Genomic DNA, 22472 nt, shown 5'->3' with positions numbered 1-22472 from the left:
GGCCCTGTCGGGTGGTAGCGGGGACAGGATTTGAACCTGCGACCTCTGGGTTATGAGCCCAGCGAGCTACCGAGCTGCTCCACCCCGCGTCGGTAAACCCCACCGTACGCCATCGCAGAGGTACCCGAAGACCATTTCCCAGTGGCGCTCGTTCCCGCCCCGCTCGAGTTCACAGGATTCTGATGCACAGGAAGGAGCCTTCGCCCATCTCAGGCACGGCGACCGTGCGGTGGAACATCGGGCAGATCCATCAGCGCGAGCTTGGCCGGGTCGACCACCACCGTGATGTCGGTGATCCGGCCGTCGACGACGGTGAACGCGAGGACCGAGAGCGGGGTGCCGTCCGCGCGCCACGCCATGACCCCCGGGCGGCCGTTGACGAGCACCGCCCGTCCCTGTGCGGCCGCGCCGGCCGACAGTTTCGCGCCTGCCGCGATCTGGGTGGCTCCCAGGGTGACGACCACGCCGGACGGGGTGTCGACGGTCAGTTTCACCTCGGGGTCCAGTACCCGCAGCAACCCCTCGAAGTCGCCGCGCCGAGCCGCCGCGAGGAAGGCCTGGACCACCTCCCGCTGCTCCGGCCCGGCGCCGGTCGGCCGCTCCGTCGCCCGCACCTTCCTGCGGGCGCGACTGGCGAGCATCTTGGCGGCGGCGGTCGACTTGCCGAGAATTTGGCCGATCTCGTCGAACGGCACCGCGAACAGGTCGTGCAGCACGAACGCCAGCCGCTCGCTCGGCCCGAGCGACTCCAGTACGACGAGCAGCGCGAGCCCGACCGAATCAGCGAGCACCGCGTCGTCCTCGGGAGCGGGACTTTCGTCGAGCGTCACCACGAGCTCGGACAGACCGTCGTCGTAGGACGCCTCCGGGCGGGCCTGACGCGATCGCAGGACATCGAGGCTGATCCGGCCGACCACCGTGGTCAGCCAGCCGCCGAGGTTGTGGATGGTCGTCGCATCCTGCCGGGAGAGGCGCAGCCAGGCCTCCTGGACCACGTCCTCGGCGTCGGCGTGCGATCCGAGCATGCGGGTGGCGACCGCGCGCAGCCGGTCACGTTGGGCTTCGAACGCCTCGGCCATCGGGTCCGTCGGGCGGGTGTCGGACATGTTGTTACCTTCCTCGGTTCTGCTCCGTCATGGGTGATGACGGGCCAGAAGGCGCGCAAGTAACCGACGTAGCCGACGCCCCCGATTCCCCATGCCCGACCGACCCGATGCACTCGATGAACTCGACGCACCCGATCAAGGAGCCAGACCCCGATGGAAGCACGCATGACCAGCGCCGCCAATCCCGACGTGACCACGGCAATCCAGCACCTCTACAAGGCGATTCACTCCGGGGGCGTCGACAGTCGCCTGCTGTCCCTGGTCCACCTGCGCACCAGCCAGATCAACGGCTGCAGCCCCTGCGTCTTCGCCTCGATCAAGGCGGCACAGAAGGCCGGTGAGACGGAGGAGCGGCTGCACAACGTGGTCGCGTGGCGCGAGACGCCCCTCTACACCGATGAGGAGCGTGCGGCCCTCGCCCTGACCGAGGCCGCAACCCGGCTCCAGGACGACGCACCGGGCGTGACCGACGAGATCTGGGACGCCGCCGCCGACCACTTCAGCGAGGAGCAACTGGGCGCGCTCACCCTGGAGATCGCGCTGACCAATTTCTTCAACCGGATCAACCGCACGATCCGGGAGCAGGCGGGCAAGACCTGGTGAGCCGTGCCGGCGCCGCCCCCCGCGGACGGCGCCGGACCGACCGCCCGGCCGCCCGGCCGTCACGGCCAGGGAATCGCTTCCAACAACCACGCCAGTACGGCACCCACCGCTCCTGACACGGCCGCGCCGACCAGCGCGAGAACGGGACGCACACGGATCTCTTCCTGGACCGGGCTCTTGCGGCTCGAACGTGGCATTCTAAAAGTCCCTTTGGTGAGTTCGGCATCGTTGCCGGGTGCTTTCACTCTGCTCGGCGGACCAGGTGTTGCGGGGGTACGCACGCGTTGCGAGTCGTTCCAACGCGGCGCGAATTCGACGGGGGCGGGCGCGTGGGCGAACTGGCGGAGCAACCCGAGAGCGTGGCACGCGACGAGCTCGCGCCGATGCTGTGGCAGGAGGAGTCAGGCACAAGCGTCCTGAAGCCCATACCGCCCCATGTGGCCCACGAATGCCGCGAGTTGGCCCAGGCCCTGCGCAGCCTCTTCGTCGGCCTGCGGATATCCGTCCGCCGCTATGCGGTCCGTGCGCACTACGACCCCGGCACGGTCTCCCGTTACCTCAACGGCACGGCGGTCGCCCCGGCGGAGTTCATCGAACGGCTGCTCACGGATGCCGCCCAGGCCCTGGGGCGGCCGGTCTCCGTGCAGGCCACCGAGCAGGTGACGGTCCTGCAGCGGGCCGCGCTGAAGGCCACGAACAAGTTGGGCTACGAGTTGCAGGTCCTCAAGGATCAGCTGCTGGAAGCCGACCGGCAGCTCCAGTCCGCCGAGGCCAGCGTCGAGGCGCTGTCAGAGGTGCTGGTGGAGAAGAAGCGCCGCATCGCCGAGATGGACGCGGAGAAGCAGCGGCTGCGGTTGTCATTCAGTGTCCAACAGAACGAAGGCAGACGGGAGTTGGAGTCCCTGCATACCGCTCATCACCGATTACTGGAGGAACGGGACCGTCTCCTGGGTGAGATCGCGCAGCTTCGAGGCGCCCTGGATCAGGCGCAGCGCCAGGCCGTCGAGACCGAGCAGCGGTGCGAGGCGCTGGAGCATCAGATGCTCGCGGCGGAGGAGACCCTCGCCGTGGAGGCCGAAGCGCACGCCGGCGCCGACCCCGGCCGTTTCACCATCAGTTACGCGGGTCCCGACCGGCCCTGGGCGGTGTGGATCAGGCACCGCCTCGAGACCATCGGCCACGATGCCGTCATCCAGAGCTGGGACCCGCCCGCCGGCCTGCCGCCGCAGGAGGCCCTGCGATCGCTCCTGGTGGTGGACGGCGCCCACGTACTGCTCCTCAGTGAGGAGTTCGTGCTGGCAGGCGGCCACACCGAGGACGGCTGGGCGCAGGCCCTGCGTGCCGCCGCCCCCTCGCTGCCGACCCATCGGCTCACCGCGTTCACCCTCACCGACCGCGCGTTCCCGCACCTGGCCGCCGTACTGCCGAGCACGCGTCTGCTCGGCGTCGACGCGGACGACGACGAGCGCCGCGTCCTGCAGCGGCTCAGCATCGACCCGGACCTCGGCGGCCTCAAGACCGGTGCCAGCGCCCCTCGTTACCCAGCAGAGCCGCCACCGGTGTGGGGCGACATCCCGCGCCGCAATCCGCACTTCACCGGCAGGGGCGCCCAGCTCGCACAGCTGCGGCACTGGCTGGACGAAGCTCCGTCGGGCGCGGCCATGGTCGCGCTGGTCGGCATGCCGGCGATCGGCAAGACGCAGTTCGCCGCCGAGTACGCCCATCGGTTCGCCGCTCAGTACGACGTGGTGTGGTGGATCTCGGCCGGAACGCGGGAGGCATTCCGCCAGGGGCTCGCGGACGCCGCCGCGGCCCTCGGAGTGGACCAGGGCGACGACCGGATGGACACGGTCCTCAGAGCCCTGCGCCGTGGGACCCCGTACGGCCGCTGGCTGCTCGTCCTCGACGGCGCCGACGAACCGGCCGACATCGCCGACTGCCTTCCCGACGGTCCGGGCCACGTACTGATCACCTCTCAGAACAGCGACTGGGCGGAGCATCAGGTGGAGACCATGCGGGTGCTCCCGCTCGACCGGGCGGAGAGCATCCGGCTGGTCCGGCGCAGGATCCCCCGGATGAGGTCGTCCCAGGCCGACCGGCTCGCCGACGAACTCGGTGACCATCCGCTGGCCATCGCCCAGGCGCTCGCCTACCTCGACCACACCCGCATCGCCGTGCCGCACTACCTCGACCGGCTGCGCGACACCTCGTGGGAGAGGGCTCCCCTGCGCATCACGGGCGATTACCCCACGACGTTCTCCCGCGCCCTGACGACCGTCCTCAGGCGGCTGCGTGAATCGTCCCCCGAGGCCGTGGACCTCCTGCACGTCTGCGTCCTGTTCGCGGACAGCGGGGCCCCGCTCGGCCTGCTCAGGCTCAGCCTTCCCGAACCGTTGCGCGGGCAGTCCCTGGATTCGCTGCGCTGGCAGGAGATGGCCGGCACCATCGTGGCGCACTCCCTGGCGGACATGGAATCCAGCGAGGACGGCGACGAGACGATCGAGACACCCAGCGCCACCCTGCGCATGCACCCACTGGTGCGCCGCGTCGTCCGCGACGACATCGCGGGCGGCTACCGTTCGACGCTCCTGCGGCGGGTGCGCCACGCTCTGGCCGCCGCGGACCCGCGCGACCCGGAAAACATCCGCGTGTGGCCCCAGTACGCCCAGATCGTGCCGCACCTGGAACCGTCGGCGACGCCGGGCGAAGCCCTCGCGGAGGATTCGGGACTGATCCTCAACTGCGCGCGCTACCTTCACCTGCGCGGCGAATCGCGGTCCGCGCTGTCCCTCGTCGAGCGCGTCGAGCGCGCGTGGACCAGCCGACCGGACGAGGACGCTCCGCCCCAGGCGCATCTCCTCGCGGCCCGTCGCAGCGAGGTGCTCAGGGCGCTCGGCCACTACGGCCGGGCGCTGGACGCCGACCGTGAGGAGCAGGAGCGGCTACGCGCGACGGCACTTTCGCAGGGCGCCGACCCGATCGAGACGACGGGTGACGTGGCCGCGGATCTGCGCGGCCTAGGCCGCTACGAGGACGCCTTGGAGCAGGCCCGCACGGCGTGCAGGGCGCATGAGGACCTGCACGGCCCGAGCCACCCCCGCACTCTCCAGGCGGTCATCGGCGTGGCCGACTCGCTGCGGCTGCTCGGACACTACTCCCAAGCCCTGCTCCTGGACCGCCGGGCGGTCGCGGGCCACCAGAGTCACGCGGAGCCTCCGAACGCGGGCAGCCTGCTCGCCCAGGCACGGCACGCGATGAGCCTTCGCCTGCTCGGCCACTACGAGAACGCGCTCGCCCAGCAGCTTCAGGCCACACTCGGACACCGTGAGCTGCTGGGTTTCAACAATCCCGCCACCTTGTGCGCGGAGCACCACTTGGCGCTCTGTGAACTGCGCAACGACGCCGTGGGCGAGGCCCTGACCCGGCTTCGGGAGGTGTGTCAGGCCGCCGACGAACTCCTGGGGGCCCACACTCCCCTCGCGCTGCGGGCCGCGACGAGCCTCGCGGCCGCGGAGCGTTCGCACGGCGACCTCGACGACGGCACGGCACTGTGCCACGACGTCGCGAACCGCCACCGGTCGCTGTACGGACCCGAACACCCCTGCACGGCGGGGGTGTTGACCAACCTCGCGGCCGCGTTGCGCATGGGCGGTGACGCGCCGGGCGCGGTGACACTGGACGAGCAGGCGCTGAGGGCCGCCGTGACCGCCCTGGGCCCCCATCACCCCTGGACGCTCGGCATCGCCTACAACCTGGCCGCGGACCTGGGTCAACACGGCCGCCACGACGCGTCCCTGCCGCTGGCCCGGGACACGGCACGGGACGCGGCGACGGCCCTGGGGCCCCGCCACCCCCAGACGCTGCTGGCCCACGCGGCGCTTGCCGTGGAGCTCGACGCCACAGGAGCCGCCAAGGCAGGAGAGGCGATCCGGGCCCGCGCCCTGGCGGACCTCACGGAGACCCTGGGAGAGCACCACCGCCTCACCACGGCCACCCACGCCCGCAGTCTCCCCGCCTGGACCTTCGACCCCCTGCCCGCGTGACGCCGGGCGGCGCCCCTCCCCCGCCGGATGGACCATGCCACCGATTTGATCAGCCCACCGCCGGGTAGCAGGGCGACATGGTCACCGACAGCGACGCCTCCCCGAGCGGCTATGTGCAGCCCGCCATCGACGTCCCGGCTCTCGCCGAGTTGCTCGACGGCGAGTACGCCGAGATCCGCAGCCTGGTCCGCACCAACCTGACGACGTACGCGGGTGTGCTCGACGAAGCGGAGCAGCTCGGCTTCGACGAGTTCCGCGAGCGCGTGCGCGAGCTCGTCGTCGAGATGGCGGCGACAGGCCAGACCGGCATGGGCTTCCCGAAGGAGTACGGCGGTGGCGGCGACATCGGCGCGTCGATCGCCGCGTTCGAGACGCTCGCCTTCGGCGATCTGTCGGTGCTGGTGAAGGTCGGCGTGCAGTTCGGACTCTTCGGTGGCGCCATCCTGCACCTGGGCACGGAACGTCACCACGAGGCCTACCTGCCGGATCTGATCACCGGGAAGCTGATGGGCTGCTTCGCGATGACGGAGACCGGGCACGGCTCCAACGTCCAGGCGCTCGGCACGGTGGCCCGGTACGACGCCGAGAGCCAGGAGTTCGTCATCACCACCGGCGGGGACCAGGCGCGCAAGGACTACATCGGCAACGCGGCCAGGCACGCCGAGCTCGCGGTCGTCTTCGCCCAGCTGGAGGTGGGCGGCGAGCATCAGGGGGTGCACGCGTTCGTCGTACCGATCCGTGTCGACGGCGAGGTGGCCGCCGGTGTCCGGATCGAGGACGACGGCCGCAAGATGGGCCTCAACGGCGTGGACAACGGCCGGATCTGGTTCGACGGCGTACGCGTGCCGCGCGAGGCACTGCTCAACCAGTTCGCCGACGTCACTCCCGAGGGCGTCTACCAGAGCCCGATCGACAACCCCGGCCGCCGCTTCTTCACGATGCTCGGCACGCTGGTGCAGGGGCGGGTCAGCGTCGCCGGTGGGGCCATCAACGCCAGCAAGGTCGCCCTGGCGATCGCCACCAAGTACGCCCTGCACCGACGGCAGTTCGAGGCGGCATCGCCCGGCGAGGAGCAGGTGCTCCTCGACTACGGCATGCATCAGCGTCGGCTGCTGCCGCTCGTCGCGCGCACGTACGCGCTGCATTTCGCCCAGGACGTCATGCGCACGCAGTTGCACGAGGTCTTCTCGGGGGCCACGGACGACGAGCAGGCACGGCGTGAGCTGGAGTCGCGGGCCGCGGGCACCAAGGCGCTCGGCACCTGGCACGCCACGCGCACGATTCAGGAGTGCCGCGAGGCGTGTGGGGGCGCGGGCTATCTCGCCGTCAATCGCTTCGCCGCCCTGAAGGCCGACAGCGACGTCTTCGCGACGTTCGAGGGCGACAACCACGTACTGCTCCAGCTCGTGGCGAAGGGCCTGCTCACCCACTACGCGAGCGACTTCGAGAACCTCGACCAGCTCGGCATGGTGCGGTACGTCACCAACCTCGCCGTCGAGACGGTCATCGAGAAGACCTCGGCCCACAAACTCCTCGAGCGGGTACGCGATCTGCTGCCCGGAGGCGACGAGTGGGACCAGGAGGCGGGCCTGCGCGATTCGGAGTACCAGCTCGCCATGCTCCGGTTCCGTGAGGAGCACATGCTCGCCGGTGTGGCGCGTCGGCTCAAGCGCGGGGTGGATCAGAAGAGCCATCCCGGCGTCGTCTTCTCGCAGGTGCAGGACCACGTCATCGCGGTGGCCCACGCACATGTGGAGCGGCTGGTGCTCGAGGCGTTCGTCGACAAGGTGCGCCGGCTGCCCGAGGGGGACAACAAGGTCGCGCTGGGGCTGCTGTGCGACCTCTTCGCCCTCTCCACCATCGAGGCGGACCGTGCCTGGTTCATGGAGCACGGCCGGCTGACCGTGCAGCGCTCCAAGGCGATCCGCCGCGAGGTGAACGACTTGTGCCGCAAGGTCCGGCCGCTCGCGGCGGACTTCGTCGACGCCTGGAACATCCCGTCCCAGCTGCTGCGCTCGCCCGATCTCGTGGGGTGAGCGCGGAGGTCGGCCATCCGTGTCCCGCGGTTCGGCGGTCCGGCGACGGGCGGTGCGTGAAGTGGGTCTCGCATGGTGGTCGCACCCTGGACTCGGGCACTGGTCAGTATGTTTACATGCACGTAACACTTGAGTGTTCCGCGCACGGCAACGGCGCCGAGCGCCCCGACGGGCTGTATCGGAGTGCGCCGCACCCCGACCGGATCCCCGGTGTCAGCCGTGCCAGAAAGGGCTCCTTTTGACCACGCGATCCGATACGAAGACCACGCTCACGCAGTTGCTCACGGAGATCGAACACCGCAACCCGGCCCAGCCGGAGTTCCTCCAGGCCGTTCACGAGGTCCTGGAGACGCTGGAGCCGGTCGTCGCGTCCCGCCCCGAGTACGCCGAGCCCGGACTGATCGAGCGGCTGTGCGAGCCGGAGCGGCAGGTCATGTTCCGGGTGCCGTGGCAGGACGACCGGGGCCGCGTCCACGTGAACCGCGGTTTCCGGGTGGAGTTCAACAGCGCGCTCGGCCCGTTCAAGGGCGGCCTGCGCTTCCACCCGTCGGTGAACCTCGGCGTCATCAAGTTCCTGGGCTTCGAGCAGATATTCAAGAACGCGCTGACCGGCCTCGGTATCGGCGGCGGCAAGGGCGGCAGCGACTTCCAGCCGCACGGCCGCAGCGACGCGGAGGTCATGCGTTTTTGCCAGTCGTTCATGACGGAGCTGTACCGGCACATCGGCGAGCACACGGACGTGCCCGCGGGTGACATCGGTGTCGGCGGCCGGGAGATCGGCTATCTGTTCGGCCAGTACCGGCGCATCACCAACCGCTGGGAGGCAGGTGTCCTCACCGGCAAGGGCGCGGGCTGGGGCGGTTCGCTGATCCGTCCGGAGGCCACCGGATACGGCAACGTCCTCTTCGCGGCGGCGATGCTGCGCCAGCGCGGCGAGGATCTGGAGGGGCGGACCGCGGTCGTCTCCGGCTCCGGCAACGTAGCCATCTATACGATCGAGAAGCTGGCCGCCCTCGGCGCGAACGCGGTGACCTGCTCGGATTCGTCCGGTTACGTGGTCGACGAGAAGGGCATCGACCTCGAACTCCTCAAGCAGATCAAGGAGGTCGAGCGCGGCCGGGTCGACACGTACGCCGAGCGCCGGGGTGCCTCGGCCCGCTTCGTGCCCGGCGGGCGGGTCTGGGAGGTCCCGGCCGACATCGCACTGCCGTCGGCCACGCAGAACGAGCTCGACGAAAACGACGCGGCCGCTCTGATCGGCAACGGCGTGAAGGTGGTGTCGGAGGGCGCCAACATGCCGACGACCCCCGAGGCGGTGCGCCTGTTCCAGCAGGCGGGTGTCGCGTTCGGGCCCGGCAAGGCGGCCAACGCGGGCGGCGTGGCCGTCAGTGCCCTGGAGATGGCCCAGAACCACGCGCGTACGTCATGGTCGGCGGAGCGCGTCGAGGACGAACTGACGCGCATCATGAACGACATCCACACCACCTGCCACGAGACGGCCGAGCGTTACGGCGCCCCCGGGAACTACGTGACGGGCGCGAACATCGCGGGCTTCGAGCGGGTGGCCGACGCGATGCTGGCGCAGGGCGTCATCTGACCGGAGCGCACGGTGAGGCGCGGAGGGCGGCCCTCTGCGCCTCACCCCTCGCCTGGGACCTGTTTGACCTTGACACGGTGACAAGGCCTTCACTGCTCGTCGAGGAGGTGGTCTCGATGACGACCATGAAACAGGACACCGATGCGCGACAAGCACTCCAGGGGCTGGAGGACAGCCGTTCGTCCGTGCGGCTGCGGGCCGCTCTGGCGGTCGGCACGACGCCTGACCCCCGCTGCGTGGACAAGCTCATCGAGCGTTGCGCGATCGAGCCCGAGTTCTTCGTCCGCGACACGCTGACCTGGGCACTCACCCGCCAAGCGGTGTCCATGACACTCCCCGCGCTGGTCCGCGAGCTCCGTTCGGAGCGTGCGCAGGCACGGAGCCAGGCGCTGCACACCCTGTCCAAGATCGGGGACCGGCAGGCGTGGCCCGCGATCACACGGGAGCTGTTGGCCGACGCCGACGACGAGGTGGCGAGGAGTGCTTGGCGCGCGGCGGTCGTGCTCGTACCGGACGGTGAAGAGCCCGCCCTGGCCGCGGTGCTTGCCGGGCAGCTCGGGCGCGGTGAGCGGCAGACGCAGCTGAGTCTCAGCCGTGCGCTGGTCGCGCTGGGTGAGGTGATCGTGCCGGCCCTGCGTGCGGCGACGACCGCCCCTGACCCGCGCGTGAGCGCGCACGCGCTCGCCACACAACGGCTGCTGCGCGACCCGGACGCCGGGTTCGAGTTCGCGATCGAGGAGGCGAAGCGCGCCGTGGCCCTCGGCCGGTCCGGCCAGGAGGGACAATAGGGCGTGTTGATCGGTGAGGTGGCGCGACGGTCCGGGGTCAGTGCACGCATGCTCCGGCACTACGAATCGCTCGGCTTGGTACGGCCTTCGGGCCGTACGGGCTCCGGGTACCGCGAGTACTCCGACCAGGACATCCGGCGGATCTTCCACGTCGAAAGTCTGCGGTCGCTGGGGCTGACGCTGCGTGAGATCGGGCGCGCGCTCGACGACGGCGGCTTCACGCCCTCGGCGCTCGTCGGCGACCTCATCCGCCAGACACGCGATCGCATCGCGGCCGAGACCGAACTGCTCACGCGACTGCGCCGGATCGATGCCGCGGAACCGGCCGGCTGGGAGGACGTCCTCCAGGTCGTCGCACTCCTCCAGGCGCTGGGATCGCCGAGCGCCGCCGCACGCCAGCGCGCGGCCCTTTCCTCGGCCGACGAGGTTGCGGTACCGGTGGAGGCACTGGTCGAGGCGGCACTGAGCGAGACGGATCCGAACGTCGCCGGAGCCCTGCGCTGGGCGCTGGCGCGTTCGGGCGACGACGGCACGGCGCTGCTGGCCCAGGGCCTCGGCTCGCCGGTGGCCGCCGTACGAGAGCGTGCCGTTCAGTCCCTCGCCGAGATGCCCGGCGGCGAGGCCGCCGCGCAGCTGAGGGAGGCGCTTGCTAGCCCCGATGTCGTGGTCCGCGGGTACGCGGCTCTGTCGCTCGGGTCGCGGGGAGTGGCCGAAGCGATCCCGACGCTCATCGACATGATCGTGCGGGGAAGGAACGACACCGACGCGGCCGATGCGCTGAGCGTGCTGGCCGCCGACACCGTGACGGCGGATCGGATCGCGGCCGACCTCGTCGGCCTGCTCGCCCACGACACCACGGACGCGCCCGCACGCGGTCGGCTGACCCAGGCGCTGGCGGCTGTCCCGGGCGCGACGGCCGCACGTGCCCTCGTGGACCTTTCGCACGACGAGGACCGTGCCGTCGCGCTGACGGCGGCGTACCTTCTGCGACTGCGGGACGGGCGGTGATGCGACTGCGGGACGGGCGGTGACGGACCCTTCCTGAGGACACCTCGTACGTGATTTCGTACGGCGCTTTCGGGCGGAGCCCCTTCGTCGCCTCAGCCGAACCGCTGGATGCGTGGGGCGAAGGTGCCCTCGGGACCGGCGGCCCGGCCGACCGACCACACCGTATCCGTCCCCGGCACCGGTGCCAGTTGCAGCACCCACGAGTCGCCCTCCCCGGCCACCGCCGGTTCGCTGTGCTCGGTGAACGACTGGCCGTTCCAGGCAAGGAAATCCGGGCCTGGGACGAGCGGCGGATTACTGCCCGGCGGGCCCCACTTCTGCGAGCGGACCACCGAGACCCAGCCCAGCGCCCCGGACTTGGTGGGTGCCAGTGAGCTGATCGAGCCGAAGTCGGTGGGCACGGTCGCATGGCTCCACGCCTGCCCGTCGAAGCGCACCAGCAAGGGCGGAATCGGCTTGCCCGGCGGCCCCCCGACGAATCCGGCCGTGCCACCTGCCCACACCTCCGTCGGCGAGACCGCCAGCACACTGCTCACCGCCGACCGCGGGAACCCGTCCACGATCGTCTGCTGCCACGCCTGCCCGTCCCAGTGCGACACGGCCGCACCCGAGTTGGTGGCGCCCGCGGCCCAGACGTCGTCGGCGGCCAGGATGTGCAGGCCGTACACGGACCCCGGCGGGACCGGCACGTCCCGCCAGCCTCGCCCGTCCCACCGCAGCAGTGCCTGTGCGCCGTCCCGCGAGCCGATCAGCCAGGTCTCGTCCCCGCCGGCGACGACTTTGGTCAGCGCGACTCCGCCCGGCGCCCGGGTCTCACGCCAGGTCTTGCCGTCGTGGCGAAGCAGATGGGCGGCGCCCGCCGCGTCGCGGCCCACCGCCCAGACCGCGGTCGGTGAGGTCGCGGCGACGGACAGCAGCTCCCCCTGCCAGCCGACGCCGGGCAGGCTCTGGCGCTTCCACGCGGCCCCGTCCCAGCGCAGCATCAGCGGGAAGCCCGGCGCCTCGCGGCCGACGGCGTCGGTACCCACCGCCCACGCCCGGCCCGGCCCGAACGCCACGGCTTCGTTCAGCCCGGCCTGCGGGCGCACCTGGGCCGGGACCGGAACGTGCTGCCAGGACAGGGTCTCCGCCGCGGCCGAGGCCATGACGCTCATGAGGGCCATGGCGACGGCGAGGGCCGCCACGAGAAGCCGGCGTGCCACGGGAAGTCGGCGTACGGCCGGAAGCCGGCGCGCGCCTGGCAGTTGGTTTACAGCTGGAAGTCCACGTGCCATGGGTCAGCCTCCCAGCCGCTCGCTCATGAGGTTCGCTTTCGAGCCGTAGATCTCGACGGTCCCGAAGGACAGCAGTGCGGTTCCGGTCTTCGCCAGTGCGCGCGGTTTCACGTCGATGGCGTTCGTGCGCTCGGGGCCGTAGGAGAAGGTGGTGCGGCTGCCGTCCACCCGTGCGTACTTGGACTGGAACGCGCGGTCGCTGGTCACCGGCAGCCACAGCGCGCCGTCCGGGCCGCGCACCATGGCCTCGGTGTAGGTGTCGCCCAGCGGTGGGTGGGTGGTGCGCCAGGCGTGCCCGTTCCAGGTCATGAGGTAGGTGCGGGCCACGCCGTCGGTGTACTGGCTGCCGCCGATCGTGATCCGGCCGGAGGGTTCGAGCAGCATCGTGTGCACATTGCTGTTCGGCGGCAGCGGCACCTTCGCGTCCCGCCATGCCGTGCCGTCCCAGCGCAGGACCGCGGTGCCGGTGGTGGTGTCCGCCCAGGCCCAGGCGTCGGTGGCGGTCCGTGCGGTGATTCCCATCAGGTACAGCACGCCGTCCGGGGTGGACTGTGTTCTCCAGCCGGAGCCGTCGTAGTGCAACACCTTCAGCCCGGTGTCGTCCTCCCCGACCACCCACGCGGCACCCGCCACGGCGGTGAAGTCCTGGTAGGTCCACAGGGTCTGCGGCAGCGGGACGGTGCTCCACCCGCTCGCCGACCGGCGCAGGATCTCCCCCGCCCCTGCGCGGTTGTGGAGGATCCACACCTCCTTGCCGACGAACTGCACCTTGCCGAGCCAGCCCTGCTCACCGGCTCCGGGGAAGGTCGCGTCCCGGCTCCACGCGGTGCCGTCCCACCGGTACAGCATCGGCCGCAGTCCATCGGCGGCTTGCTCGTACCCGGTCGCCCACGCCTCGCCCGGCCCGCGGGCGGCGAGATCGGACACGGTCACGGGCGGGGCAGCCGCGGGCACCGGGAGCGCCGACCAACTCGGCTTCACCCCCGCGGCCCGCGCCACGGCCCCGGTCGGCGTCACGGTCGGCGACACCACCGCGGCACACGCGAGCACAAGACAGACGACAGCCGCACGGAGACCGTTCACGTTCACGTGACCCCCCAGGGCGCGAAGGTCGCACAGCATATTGGCATGCACACGCCCGTGGATAGGTGGCATCCGGCCGATCGTGATTCTCTCGGGGCGCCCACCGTGTCGCGGGTCTCCCGGAGTTACGAGCGCGGTTGGCATAGCGTCTGCGGGCCGGTCCGGCAGGCGCGCACTCCTCGAAGACACGGTCTACGAATACCGCTCGGCTAGCGGCCATCGTTCTGCACGTGCCGTTCGGTGATCGCCAATGCCGTGGCCATGATGCTCAACTGCGGGTTGACCTCCGGGCAGGCAGGCAACACGGAGCCGTCGGCCATCAGAACGCCGTGTACGCCGCGCAGGCGTCCCTCCGGGTCGGCCGGTGCCCATTGGGGGTCGCTGCCCGCGGCGACGGTGCCGGTGGGGTGGAAGGCGGACAGGTGCAGCTGTCGGGCCGTCACATCGCTTAGCAGTACGTCCAGTTCGGCGAGATTGGCGACGCGAGACGCGGCGGGGATGCCGGTGAGGACCTCTTCGGCACCGGCGGCGAAGAGGAGTCGGCCCATGGCGCGTACGGCTGTGATGAGGCGTCGGGCGTCGCGCGGGTGGAGGTCGTAGCGGATCAGGCCGCGCCCGCGTCCGAGCACCCGGCCCGAGGGACGATCGGCGATCATTGCTCCGAAGGTGGCGAGGTGACCGGCGGCCGCGAGTTCGCGGCGCAACTCGCGGCCCACGCCCGGCAGGACGAAGCTGCTCATGCCGGGTGGCGTGGCGGTCGCCTCGACGAGGATGCCGTCGTGGTGCAGCTCTTCGACGCCGACGCTTTGCAGCACCCCCTCCCAGGCGGTCACCGGCTCGGCGAACCGTCCGGCCACGCTGGTCGCCGGATGCACGCTGAGGTTGCGGCCCAGGCGCGGATGGCCGCCGAGCCCGGAGCGGCGCAGCAACTGCGGGGACTGGAGCGCGCCGGCAGCGACGACCACCAGTGGGCTGAGGATCTCCAGATCGCTGCCGTCCTGGCGGCGCACGCTGACGCCCGCCGCGCGCGGTCCGCCGCGCCGGTCGGGGTCGACCAGGATGGTGCGGACCCGGGCCGCGGTCACGATGCGGGCACCGGCGGCACACGCATCCGGAAGGACCGACAGCTGGACGCTCTGCTTGGCACCGGTGGGACAGCCGACGACACACTGACAGGAGCCCTTGCAGCCGGGCGCGTTACGGCGCAACGCACCCGCCTTCCAGCCGAGTTCGGCGGCTCCGGCCAGCGCGAGGCGCCCGTTGTTGCCCAGCACGTCCAAGGGCTGGGTGGCCACCCGCAGGGTGCGCTCGGCCTCGTCGAGATGGGTGTCGAGCCCCTGCGCGAGGGCGAAGCCGAACGAGCCGCGCCACCGCTCGATGACGTGGTCCGGAGTGCGGTAGCAGGTACCGGAGTTGACGATCGTGGTGCCGCCCACCGCGCGGCCTGTCGGCAGCAGCAGAGGCGGGTGCCCGGCGGCGACGGTGGCTCCGCCGTCGCGGTACAGCTCGGCGAACCGGTCGAGCGGCGTGCGTCGCCCGAAGGACGCGGTGGTGTGGTGCTCACCCTCCTCGATGACGACGGTGCGCAGTCCGGCGCGGGCGAGGGTACGCGCGGCCATGGCGCCCCCGGCGCCGGAGCCGATCACGATCGCGTCGGCGGTGGACCGGTCGGGCCACTGCCCCGCGGGGGTGCAGTCGAGCGGCGGATCGTCCGGTGGGGCCAACGGCAGTGTCCGCGAACCCTGTTCGAGCATGCGCTCCGTGCCTGCCGCGAGCAGCACCGGCACCTTCAGCAGGTCGAGGAGCGGCACGAGCGCGGTGTGGGCGCCGAGTGCCTCCATGACGTCCTCGCGTTCGGCGGGTCCGAGACCCACGAGGCGGCGGCCGGTGCGTGCCAGGGCGTAGGCGTCCACGGCTGCCGCGGCGCTCCGCACTCCCGCGCGGGCGGGTGCGGGCATCGACTCCAGGACGTCGTCCAGGCGGCGCGGCACCCGTGCGGGCCAGCGCTCGCTGCCGTCGTCCGCGAGCAGCGCGGCAACGAGTCCCGTCATGCTCATCGCGTGCCCACTTCGGCGTGCGCGGTGCCGTCCAGTCTCCATGCGGCCTCCGGGCGCCACCTCCCCCACCACCGTTCCAGTCGGATGTGGGCGTCCGCTGTCTCGCTGTTGTGGCACACGGCCGGCGTGCCGTCCGGGTCGGCGTAGTCGAGGTGCAGGGTGCGCTCCTCGGGCTGTGTCACCTCGACCCGGATGCGGCGCAGCCCGGCCCGCCCGCTCACCGTCCACCGGGGCAGCGCGATGTCTGCCTTGAAGCGGCCGATGCCCGCCCAGCCCACCGCGGTGCGCTCGGCCCGGCGCGGCCAGGTGCGCCCCCGGCGCCGCAGCCGCAGGAAGACCAGCGGCGGCAGCCGCCGCAGTCCCGGCCGCGTCGAGACGGCCGCCACGATCTCCAGTACGTCCCCGCCGCCGAGGTCTGCGTGCAGCCAGGACCAGCGGCGGGCGTTGCCGTGCCCGTAGATACGGGCGGAGGCTCCAGGTGCGTTGTCGAGGGTCAGCTTCCTGTCGCCGTAGGTCACGCTGCCGTCGTACGTGGCTCGGGCCGCGGGCAGGAGCTGGGCCGCCGGCAGTAGGGGCCGACGCCAGGACCAGCGCGGGAAGGTGAACAGGGGGCTGTCCCTGGGGCGTTCGGTGAGGTCCCAGCTCATGTCCCCCGCACTGCCGGTGAGTTGCCCGGGGCGGGCGGAGATGCCACCCGCGGCGAACCCGTCGGCGCCGTCTCCGCGCCATGGTTCGGGGCCGAAACGTGCGTGCGCGATCGGCCCCTGTTTGGAGCCATCGGGGTCCGCGGGGTCCTTGGAATCCTTGGTGCCCTTGGTGTCCTTGGTGCCCTTGGGGAAGACGGCCGCCCAGCCGTGAGCGAACGGCGGCGCGCCGTCGGCGGGTGCGACCAGTTCGTGGTGCAGCCACAGGCCGCTGCTGTGACCGGGTCGGTCGCGGTGGTGTACCAGACCTCGGTGCGCCCCGCTCGCCCGTCCCAGCGAGGTGCCATCAGCGGTGCGCCGTCCTCGCGGCGCGGGAAGCGGAAGCTCATCAGGAAGGGGGCAAGGCCACCGGCGAGGGGGAATCGCAGGGTGCCCGCCCCGACGGGCCGCACCTCGTCCTCGTACGTCTCGTAGAGCGTGAACGGCAGGACGGTCATCGAACGCACCGGGCGCAGCGGCGTGATGGACTTCCAGCCGTCCAGGGTGAGTCGACGCCCTTCGGCGGTGAAGGTCAGCCGGTAGCGGATCCGACGGCGCGCGAGCGGCGATATCTCCAGCTCACCCACGGCGTGGGCGTCATCGGCCCACCCGGCTATGCGTATCCGCCCGGTCAGGCTCGCCTCGGTCGTACCGAGCGGTCGCAGTACGCTGTCCGCGCCGACCCGCAGGTCGAGCCGGGCGCGCCGGTCGGTCCCGTCGGCTTCGAGCCGCGCGGTGCCCAGCATGGTCTCCGCGAACCGCGTTCCACGACGGCTCACTTGAGGCCCTCCAGCATGATGCGCTCCGTGGCGGTCAGATAGTCCTCGGCCGCCGAGTGGGAGGCGGCCTTGTCGCCCGCCACGACGGCGTCGACCACTGGCGCGAGCCGGGCGTGCGCGGCGTCCGGATCGGCGAAGGGCTCCACCAGCGCGGCCCTGACCGGCAGATAGGCGTTGAACAGCGTGTTGGTGAGAAGGACGTAGACGCGGTTGCCGGTGGCGCGGGCGAGCGCGCGGTGCACCTCGACGTCCGCCAGCTGTGCGGCGTCGCCGCCGTCCGCGTCCTTGACCGCCGCCAGCAGCGTGCGCAGTTCGTCCCTCTGCTCGTCGCTCGCCTTGGCCGCGGCCCGCTCGGCGATCAACGCGCCGATCCCGCGCCGGACTTCGAAGACCTCGGCGATCCACGCCGGGCTGTGCCGCACCAGCATGGGCAGCAGGTCGGCGCCGCCGAGCCGCGCGTAGTCACGCACCCGGGTGCCCACGCCGTGCCGGGTTTCGAGCAGTCCGGCCTGGATGAGCCGGCCGAAGGCGTGCTTGAGCGTGGTGCGGGTGACGCCGTAGCCGTCGGCCAGTTCACGTTCCGGCGGCAAGTATCTCCCGGTCGGGTAGCGACCGGCGAGGATGCCTTCACGCAGCCGCTCCTCCAGCAGATCGACGACGGTCTCGCGCGGCAGCGTCTCCACGGGATGGCCTCTCAGAGTGCGGGTCTATGAGTGAATGAGTGGCTCATCCACTGACGTGAGGCAAGGAGAACAGGGTCGGCGCCACGGAGTCAAGGCCCCGTGAGCGCCGCCCGTGCCGCGGGAGCCGTTCAGCTCACCAACACGGAAGGACACTCGGCTGACGACGCGGCAGAGCGGTTTCCTCCCTGCCTTCCCCGCCAGTTTCTCCTTCTTGAGGACAAAGTATGGACGTTGCGAGGCGCTCTTCGTACTCTGGGCGTCGCTCTCGTACGGAAGTCTGCGCAAGGCGCGGCCAAAACGCCGCAGCCCGCACCACCGGCATGTGCATCAACTCCACTCCGCGGACGCGGGCCGAGGCGGCCCGGGCCGCCTCGCAGCGCCCAGCAGGAGACAGAGTGACGCCACACGAGCACCCGCATCCCACGCGCCCACACCGCGTCCGCGTCCGCCCCCGCACCCGCACCCGCCTGAGATCGCGCAGAACCACCGGGGTGCTCCTCGGGCTGCTGCTCGCCGGCGGCGCTCTCACCTCACCGGCCGCCGGCGCCGAGAAGAAGCCCTTCGCGGATCTGCCGCCGCAGGAACCCGGCGTCACGCTGCGGGTGTTCGACGTCCAGTCGCCGCTCAGCAAGCTCTGCGATCTCAAGCCCGCCCAGACCCCCAACGTCGACAAGCTGATACCCACCGTCGACTGGTCCTCCACCGAGGGCTTCGGGTTCAACGACAACTTCGTGTCGCAGATCATCGGCAACATCAACGTGCCCTCCGACGGCGCGTACGCCTTCCGGCTGATCAGCGACGACGGCTCCCGCCTGTTCATCAGCGACAAGAAGGTCGTCGATCACGACGGACTGCACGGGGCCGAGCCCAAGGACGGCGAGATAGCCCTCACCCCGGGCTACCACCCGCTGCGCATCGACCACTTCGACCGGAGCAACGACCAGCAGGTCACGCTGCAGTGGAAGCCCCCGGGCGCCGACGCCTTCACCCTCGTACCGAACTCCGTGCTCAGTACGGACGCCGACGTCGTGCGGGTCACCGCACCGGGCCGCAAGGAGTGCGAGGGCAGCTACGACACGCCCGGCGACGGCCTCCCGCTGAAGTCGGTCAACCCCGGCTACACCCTGACCGACCTGCGCCCCAAGGGATTCGAGCCGCAGGTGTCCGCCATGGACTGGCTGCCCGACGGCCGACTCGCGGTGACGACCTGGGGCGGCAGTGAGGAGACCAAGGGCGCGGTCTACGTCCTGGACAACGTCACCGGCGACACCGGTCCCGACAAGGTCACGTACGAGAAGATCGCCGACGGACTCAAGGAGCCGATGGGCATCAAGTACGTGGACGGGAAGCTGTATGTGTCGGAGAAGCATCAGCTGACCGAACTCGCCGACATCGACGGCGACAACGACGCGGGCGAGCGACGGAAGGTCGCCGAGTGGCCCTACGGCGGGAATTTCCACGAGTTCGCGTTCGGACTGCTCTACGAGAAGGGCGACTTCTATCTGAACCTGTCCGTCGCCATCAACTACGGTGGCGCGACCACCGATCCGCAGCCCGCCGCCAACCGTGGCACCACCATCAAGGTGAACAAGGCGAGCGGGAAGGTCAGTTACCTGGCGGGCGGCCTGCGCACCCCCAACGGCATCGGCCGCGGCCCGGACAACGAGCTGTTCGTCACCGACAACCAGGGCGGCTGGCTGCCCGCCTCGAAACTGGTGCACGTCAAACAGGACCGGTTCTTCAACCACTACACCAATCCCGACGGTCCCTTCGACGACAAGGCCGTCACCAAGCCGGTGCTGTGGCTGCCGCAGAACGAGATAGCCAACTCCCCCAGCACCCCCATGACCGTGAAGAAGGGCACCTTCGCCGGGCAGCTCATGTTCGGTGATGTCACCTACGGCGGGCTGCAGCGCGCCGACCTGGAGAAGGTCAACGGCGAGTTCCAGGGCGCCGTCTTCCGCCACACCCAGGGCCTGGAGTCCGGCATCACCCGCATCTCCACCGGACCCGACGGGGCGATCTACACCGGCGGGCTCGGCGCGGACGGCAACTGGGGACAGGAAGGCAAGCTCCGCTTCGGCCTGCAAAAGCTCACGCCGAACGGCAAGACCGCCTTCGACGTCAAGACCATGCGTGCCACCCGCGACGGCTTCAAGCTCACCTACACCAAGCCCCTTTCGGACAAGACCGTCGAGAAGCTGACCAGCGGCGCCTACTCGGTCGAGCAGTGGCGTTACGCCCCCACCCCCGCCTACGGCGGCCCCAAGGTCGACGAGGAGTCCCTGCCCGTCACCCACGCCGGCATCTCGGACGACCGCCGCACGGTGACCCTGACGATCCCCGGACTCAAGAGCGACCGCGTGGTGCATGTGCGCTCGCCGCGCCCCTTCTCCTCCACGGACGACGAGCAGCTGTGGTCCACCGAGGCCTGGTACACGCTCAACGCACGCCCCGGCCACGACGATCCGGTGACCTCGTACGACGCCGAGTCGGCGCGCCTTTCGGGCGGCGCGGACATCGACACCGAGCACGCCGGCTACACGGGCGGCGGCTTCGTCGACAGCTTCAAGGACCCCGGCGCCACCGCCACCTTCGACGTCCAGGCCCCGGCCAAGGGCACCTACGCCGTGGGCCTGCGCTACTCCAACGGCCCCAATCCCTCCGCCGGAACCAAGACCCTCGGCGTCAGCGTGAACGGCGGAGCGGCGCAGCAGACGAAGCTCCCCTCGACCGAGACGTGGAAGCGCTGGTCCACCAAGACCGAGCGACTCGCCCTGCGCAAAGGCCGGAACACCATCACGTACACCTACCGGCCCGAGGACACCGGCCACGTCAACCTCGACATGATCGAGGTGCGCAAGCCGGGCGGCCGCATCGACCTGTTCTCCGGCGGCAGCGCCTCCACCGCCTGGCAGCACACCGACGGGCGCAGCGTCGAGTGGCCGCACACCGCCGACAAGTCGATCGAGGTGTGCTGCGGCGACATCCGCACCAAGCAGGCCTTCGGTGACTTCAAACTGCACGCCGAATTCCGCGTGCCGAAGCTGCCCGACGACGTCACGGGGCAGGACCGCGGCAACAGCGGGATCTATCTCCAGGAGCGGTACGAGGTCCAGATTCTGGACTCGTTCGGAGTGGAGAAGCTCGCCGCGAACGAAGCCGCGTCCATCTACACCAAGAAGGCCGCCGACCTCAACGCCTCCACCGCGCCGGAGACATGGCAGACGTACGACATCGTCTTCCGCGCCGCCCGTTACGACGCGGACGGGAAGAAGACCGCGGACGCCAGGATCACCGTGGTCTGGAACGGCAAAAAGGTCCACGACAACGTGGCGGTCGACGGCCCCACCGGAGCGGGCGACCCCGAATCCGCCGCGGCGGGCGCCATCCGGCTTCAGGACCACGGCAACAAGGTCCGCTTCCGCAACGTCTGGATCGAACCGGTCGACTGACCCGTTCCATCCGGACCTGACGCTATCCCCCGCGGGTCACTCCTGCGGGGGATAGCCGATCACCCGACAGGGCACCGAGGCTGAGGTGGCAACGGCCCGCGCACCGCTGTGGCGGTGCCCGCATCTCGCGGACCCGAGGGCCCTGACGACAAAGGCGGACAGGCATGCGCAAGGCAATGGCAAAAGCAAGAGGAACGGCAACGAGGAAGAAGCTGTCCGTGCTCGTCGTGGCGGTGGCCGCGGCGGCCGCCACGGTGGTGCCGCTCTCCACGGCGCACGCAGCCGACGGGTACGACCGGTGCCCCGACGGCTCCTACTGCATGTTCTCCGGCCTCGACGGAACGGGCGACATGATCAGCCTCAAGTCGAGCACTCCGGACCTCGCGGCGCTCGGCATGGCCGACCGGGCCAAGTCGGACTGGAACCGCACTTCCTCGACCATCTACCTCTGGTCCGACGCGAACTACTCCGGCTGTACGGTCGTCACCTCCGCGGGCCCGACGGGCAAGGGGAACTTCTTCCCTGCCTACCGGGACTTCCTGAGCTCGGTGCAATTCGACGGGCGGGGCGGCCAAAGCTGCGGCACACCGCCCGGCGAGGACGGCTGAGCGAGGCTGGACGCCTGCCGGGACGTGACGGAAACACAAGCACTGACCAGGCGCAATGCCGCGCGAGGCCCACTGGCGTGTGTTCCCCTGCGCGTCCAGCCGCACCTATGACAGGCTCGGGGAATGTTTCCTCACGACAACAAAATTGAACTCGCATGGAACGAACGGGTCGCGGTCATCACGTTGCGCCACGAGATCGACCTCAGCGACAGCGATCGCGTGACCGAAGCCTTCCACCGCGCCCTTACCCACAGCGATTCCGACGGCACCCTGCTCGATCTCGCCGAACTCACCTTCGCCGACAGCACCCTGCTCGGCCTGATCCTGCACACCCGTACCGAACACGAACGGGCGCAACGCCCCTTCGTCCTGGCCCGCCCCTTCAACACATCCATCCAACGCCTGCTCGAGATCACGGGCGCCGTCGACGTCCTGCCGCTGGCCGACACCCTCGAAGAGGGACTGCGGCAACTGCGCACGCCCCAACTGCCCAACTGCTCGCAGGCCGTGTCGCCGAATGACGTCACGGCCTGCTGAGGCATGTCCGTCCGGACGCGACGGAGCGGCGGGGGGGGGGGGGGCCCCCCCCCCCCCCCCCCCCCCCCCCCCCCCGGGGGCGGGGGGGTATAACAATAGAGACGGGCGCCGCGGGGAATATTGTGTTTGTCT

The 22472-nt window shown here is 70.7% G+C and carries 16 protein-coding genes and 1 tRNA gene; 9 read left to right on the top strand and 8 right to left on the bottom strand.

All coding sequences use genetic code 11. The annotated features are described in order from the left end of the window. Positions 1-12 precede the first annotated feature (12 nt). Both ACFUPX_RS41220 and ACFUPX_RS41215 read right to left on the bottom strand, forming a co-directional pair. A tRNA-Met gene (locus ACFUPX_RS41220) sits at positions 13-89 on the bottom strand. A gap of 120 nt (positions 90-209) precedes the next feature. Continuing rightward, entirely contained in the window at positions 210-1106 is an 897-nt protein-coding gene (locus tag ACFUPX_RS41215; protein ID WP_383334351.1) for a sigma-70 family RNA polymerase sigma factor, read from the bottom strand. A 153-nt stretch (positions 1107-1259) separates the two neighbouring features. Here ACFUPX_RS41215 and ACFUPX_RS41210 point away from each other — a divergent pair, with 153 nt between their 5' ends. The 6 genes from ACFUPX_RS41210 (at position 1260) to ACFUPX_RS41185 (ending at position 11181) form a co-directional block, all read left to right on the top strand. After that, positions 1260-1709 (top strand): carboxymuconolactone decarboxylase family protein, encoded by a 450-nt coding sequence (locus tag ACFUPX_RS41210; RefSeq protein ID WP_383334349.1) that lies wholly within the window; start codon positions 1260-1262, stop codon positions 1707-1709. A 359-nt stretch (positions 1710-2068) separates the two neighbouring features. Next, the gene (fxsT, locus tag ACFUPX_RS41205; protein ID WP_383334347.1) at positions 2069-5752 is read left to right on the top strand and encodes an FxSxx-COOH system tetratricopeptide repeat protein; all 3684 of its coding nucleotides are present in this window, start codon (positions 2069-2071) and stop codon (positions 5750-5752) included. A 77-nt stretch (positions 5753-5829) separates the two neighbouring features. Then, positions 5830-7788, top strand: a complete 1959-nt coding sequence (locus ACFUPX_RS41200; RefSeq protein ID WP_383334345.1) for an acyl-CoA dehydrogenase family protein — start codon at positions 5830-5832, stop codon at positions 7786-7788. A 238-nt stretch (positions 7789-8026) separates the two neighbouring features. Further along, on the top strand, positions 8027-9385 hold the full coding sequence (gene gdhA, locus ACFUPX_RS41195; RefSeq protein ID WP_383334343.1) for an NADP-specific glutamate dehydrogenase: 1359 nt from the start codon (positions 8027-8029) through the stop codon (positions 9383-9385). Between the two features lie 116 nt (positions 9386-9501). Then, the gene (locus ACFUPX_RS41190) at positions 9502-10173 is read left to right on the top strand and encodes a HEAT repeat domain-containing protein (protein ID WP_383334341.1); all 672 of its coding nucleotides are present in this window, start codon (positions 9502-9504) and stop codon (positions 10171-10173) included. Between the two features lie 3 nt (positions 10174-10176). After that, on the top strand, positions 10177-11181 hold the full coding sequence (locus tag ACFUPX_RS41185) for a MerR family transcriptional regulator (protein ID WP_383334339.1): 1005 nt from the start codon (positions 10177-10179) through the stop codon (positions 11179-11181). Between the two features lie 92 nt (positions 11182-11273). Here the strand turns inward: ACFUPX_RS41185 and ACFUPX_RS41180 are convergent, their stop codons facing one another. The 6 genes from ACFUPX_RS41180 to ACFUPX_RS41155 all read right to left on the bottom strand — a co-directional run bounded on the left by ACFUPX_RS41180 (position 11274) and on the right by ACFUPX_RS41155 (position 17740). Beyond that, positions 11274-12383 carry a hypothetical protein gene (locus ACFUPX_RS41180; RefSeq protein WP_383334337.1) on the bottom strand — a complete coding sequence of 370 codons (1110 nt, stop codon included), beginning with the start codon at positions 12381-12383 and terminating at the stop codon, positions 11274-11276. Positions 12384-12458: 75 nt separating this feature from the next. Then, positions 12459-13538: a hypothetical protein gene (locus ACFUPX_RS41175; RefSeq protein ID WP_383334336.1), complete on the bottom strand. Its 1080-nt coding sequence runs from the start codon at positions 13536-13538 to the stop codon at positions 12459-12461. A gap of 209 nt (positions 13539-13747) precedes the next feature. Next, positions 13748-15589, bottom strand: coding sequence for a GMC family oxidoreductase N-terminal domain-containing protein (locus ACFUPX_RS41170; RefSeq protein ID WP_383334334.1), 1842 nt, complete (start codon positions 15587-15589; stop codon positions 13748-13750). 2 nt (positions 15590-15591) lie between these two features. Continuing rightward, entirely contained in the window at positions 15592-16242 is a 651-nt protein-coding gene (locus tag ACFUPX_RS41165) for a hypothetical protein (protein WP_383334332.1), read from the bottom strand. After that, the gene (locus ACFUPX_RS41160) at positions 16239-17057 is read right to left on the bottom strand and encodes a hypothetical protein (protein ID WP_383334330.1); all 819 of its coding nucleotides are present in this window, start codon (positions 17055-17057) and stop codon (positions 16239-16241) included. The genes ACFUPX_RS41165 and ACFUPX_RS41160 overlap by 4 nt, the downstream gene beginning before the upstream one ends. Beyond that, positions 17054-17740 carry a FadR/GntR family transcriptional regulator gene (locus ACFUPX_RS41155; protein WP_383334328.1) on the bottom strand — a complete coding sequence of 229 codons (687 nt, stop codon included), beginning with the start codon at positions 17738-17740 and terminating at the stop codon, positions 17054-17056. The genes ACFUPX_RS41160 and ACFUPX_RS41155 overlap by 4 nt, the downstream gene beginning before the upstream one ends. Positions 17741-18135: 395 nt before the next feature. On the opposite strand from ACFUPX_RS41155, the gene ACFUPX_RS41150 reads away from it, so the two are divergent. The 3 genes from ACFUPX_RS41150 to ACFUPX_RS41140 all read left to right on the top strand — a co-directional run bounded on the left by ACFUPX_RS41150 (position 18136) and on the right by ACFUPX_RS41140 (position 22340). Further along, the gene (locus tag ACFUPX_RS41150) at positions 18136-21195 is read left to right on the top strand and encodes a family 16 glycoside hydrolase (protein ID WP_383334326.1); all 3060 of its coding nucleotides are present in this window, start codon (positions 18136-18138) and stop codon (positions 21193-21195) included. Between the two features lie 164 nt (positions 21196-21359). Next, entirely contained in the window at positions 21360-21803 is a 444-nt protein-coding gene (locus tag ACFUPX_RS41145) for a peptidase inhibitor family I36 protein (protein WP_383334324.1), read from the top strand. Positions 21804-21926: 123 nt separating this feature from the next. Beyond that, positions 21927-22340: an STAS domain-containing protein gene (locus tag ACFUPX_RS41140; protein ID WP_383334322.1), complete on the top strand. Its 414-nt coding sequence runs from the start codon at positions 21927-21929 to the stop codon at positions 22338-22340. Positions 22341-22472 lie beyond the last annotated feature (132 nt).

Source organism: Streptomyces sp. NPDC057302 (assembly GCF_042667685.1).
In the GTDB taxonomy this organism is placed as follows: domain Bacteria; phylum Actinomycetota; class Actinomycetes; order Streptomycetales; family Streptomycetaceae; genus Streptomyces.
The sequence above is the reverse complement of the archived record's forward strand: the minus strand, read 5'-3'. Positions and strand labels throughout refer to the sequence as shown.

Excerpts from the sequence above, each read along its gene's own strand:
- ACFUPX_RS41215 (WP_383334351.1), bottom strand. The coding sequence starts at position 1,106 with ATGTCCGACACCCGCCCGACGGACCCGATGGCCGAGGCGTTCGAAGCC.
- ACFUPX_RS41210 (WP_383334349.1), top strand. The coding sequence starts at position 1,260 with ATGGAAGCACGCATGACCAGCGCCGCCAATCCCGACGTGACCACGGCA.
- ACFUPX_RS41200 (WP_383334345.1), top strand. The coding sequence starts at position 5,830 with ATGGTCACCGACAGCGACGCCTCCCCGAGCGGCTATGTGCAGCCCGCC.
- ACFUPX_RS41190 (WP_383334341.1), top strand. The coding sequence starts at position 9,502 with ATGACGACCATGAAACAGGACACCGATGCGCGACAAGCACTCCAGGGG.
- ACFUPX_RS41170 (WP_383334334.1), bottom strand. The coding sequence starts at position 15,589 with ATGACGGGACTCGTTGCCGCGCTGCTCGCGGACGACGGCAGCGAGCGC.
- ACFUPX_RS41165 (WP_383334332.1), bottom strand. The coding sequence starts at position 16,242 with ATGAGCTGGGACCTCACCGAACGCCCCAGGGACAGCCCCCTGTTCACC.
- ACFUPX_RS41145 (WP_383334324.1), top strand. The coding sequence starts at position 21,360 with ATGCGCAAGGCAATGGCAAAAGCAAGAGGAACGGCAACGAGGAAGAAG.
- ACFUPX_RS41140 (WP_383334322.1), top strand. The coding sequence starts at position 21,927 with ATGTTTCCTCACGACAACAAAATTGAACTCGCATGGAACGAACGGGTC.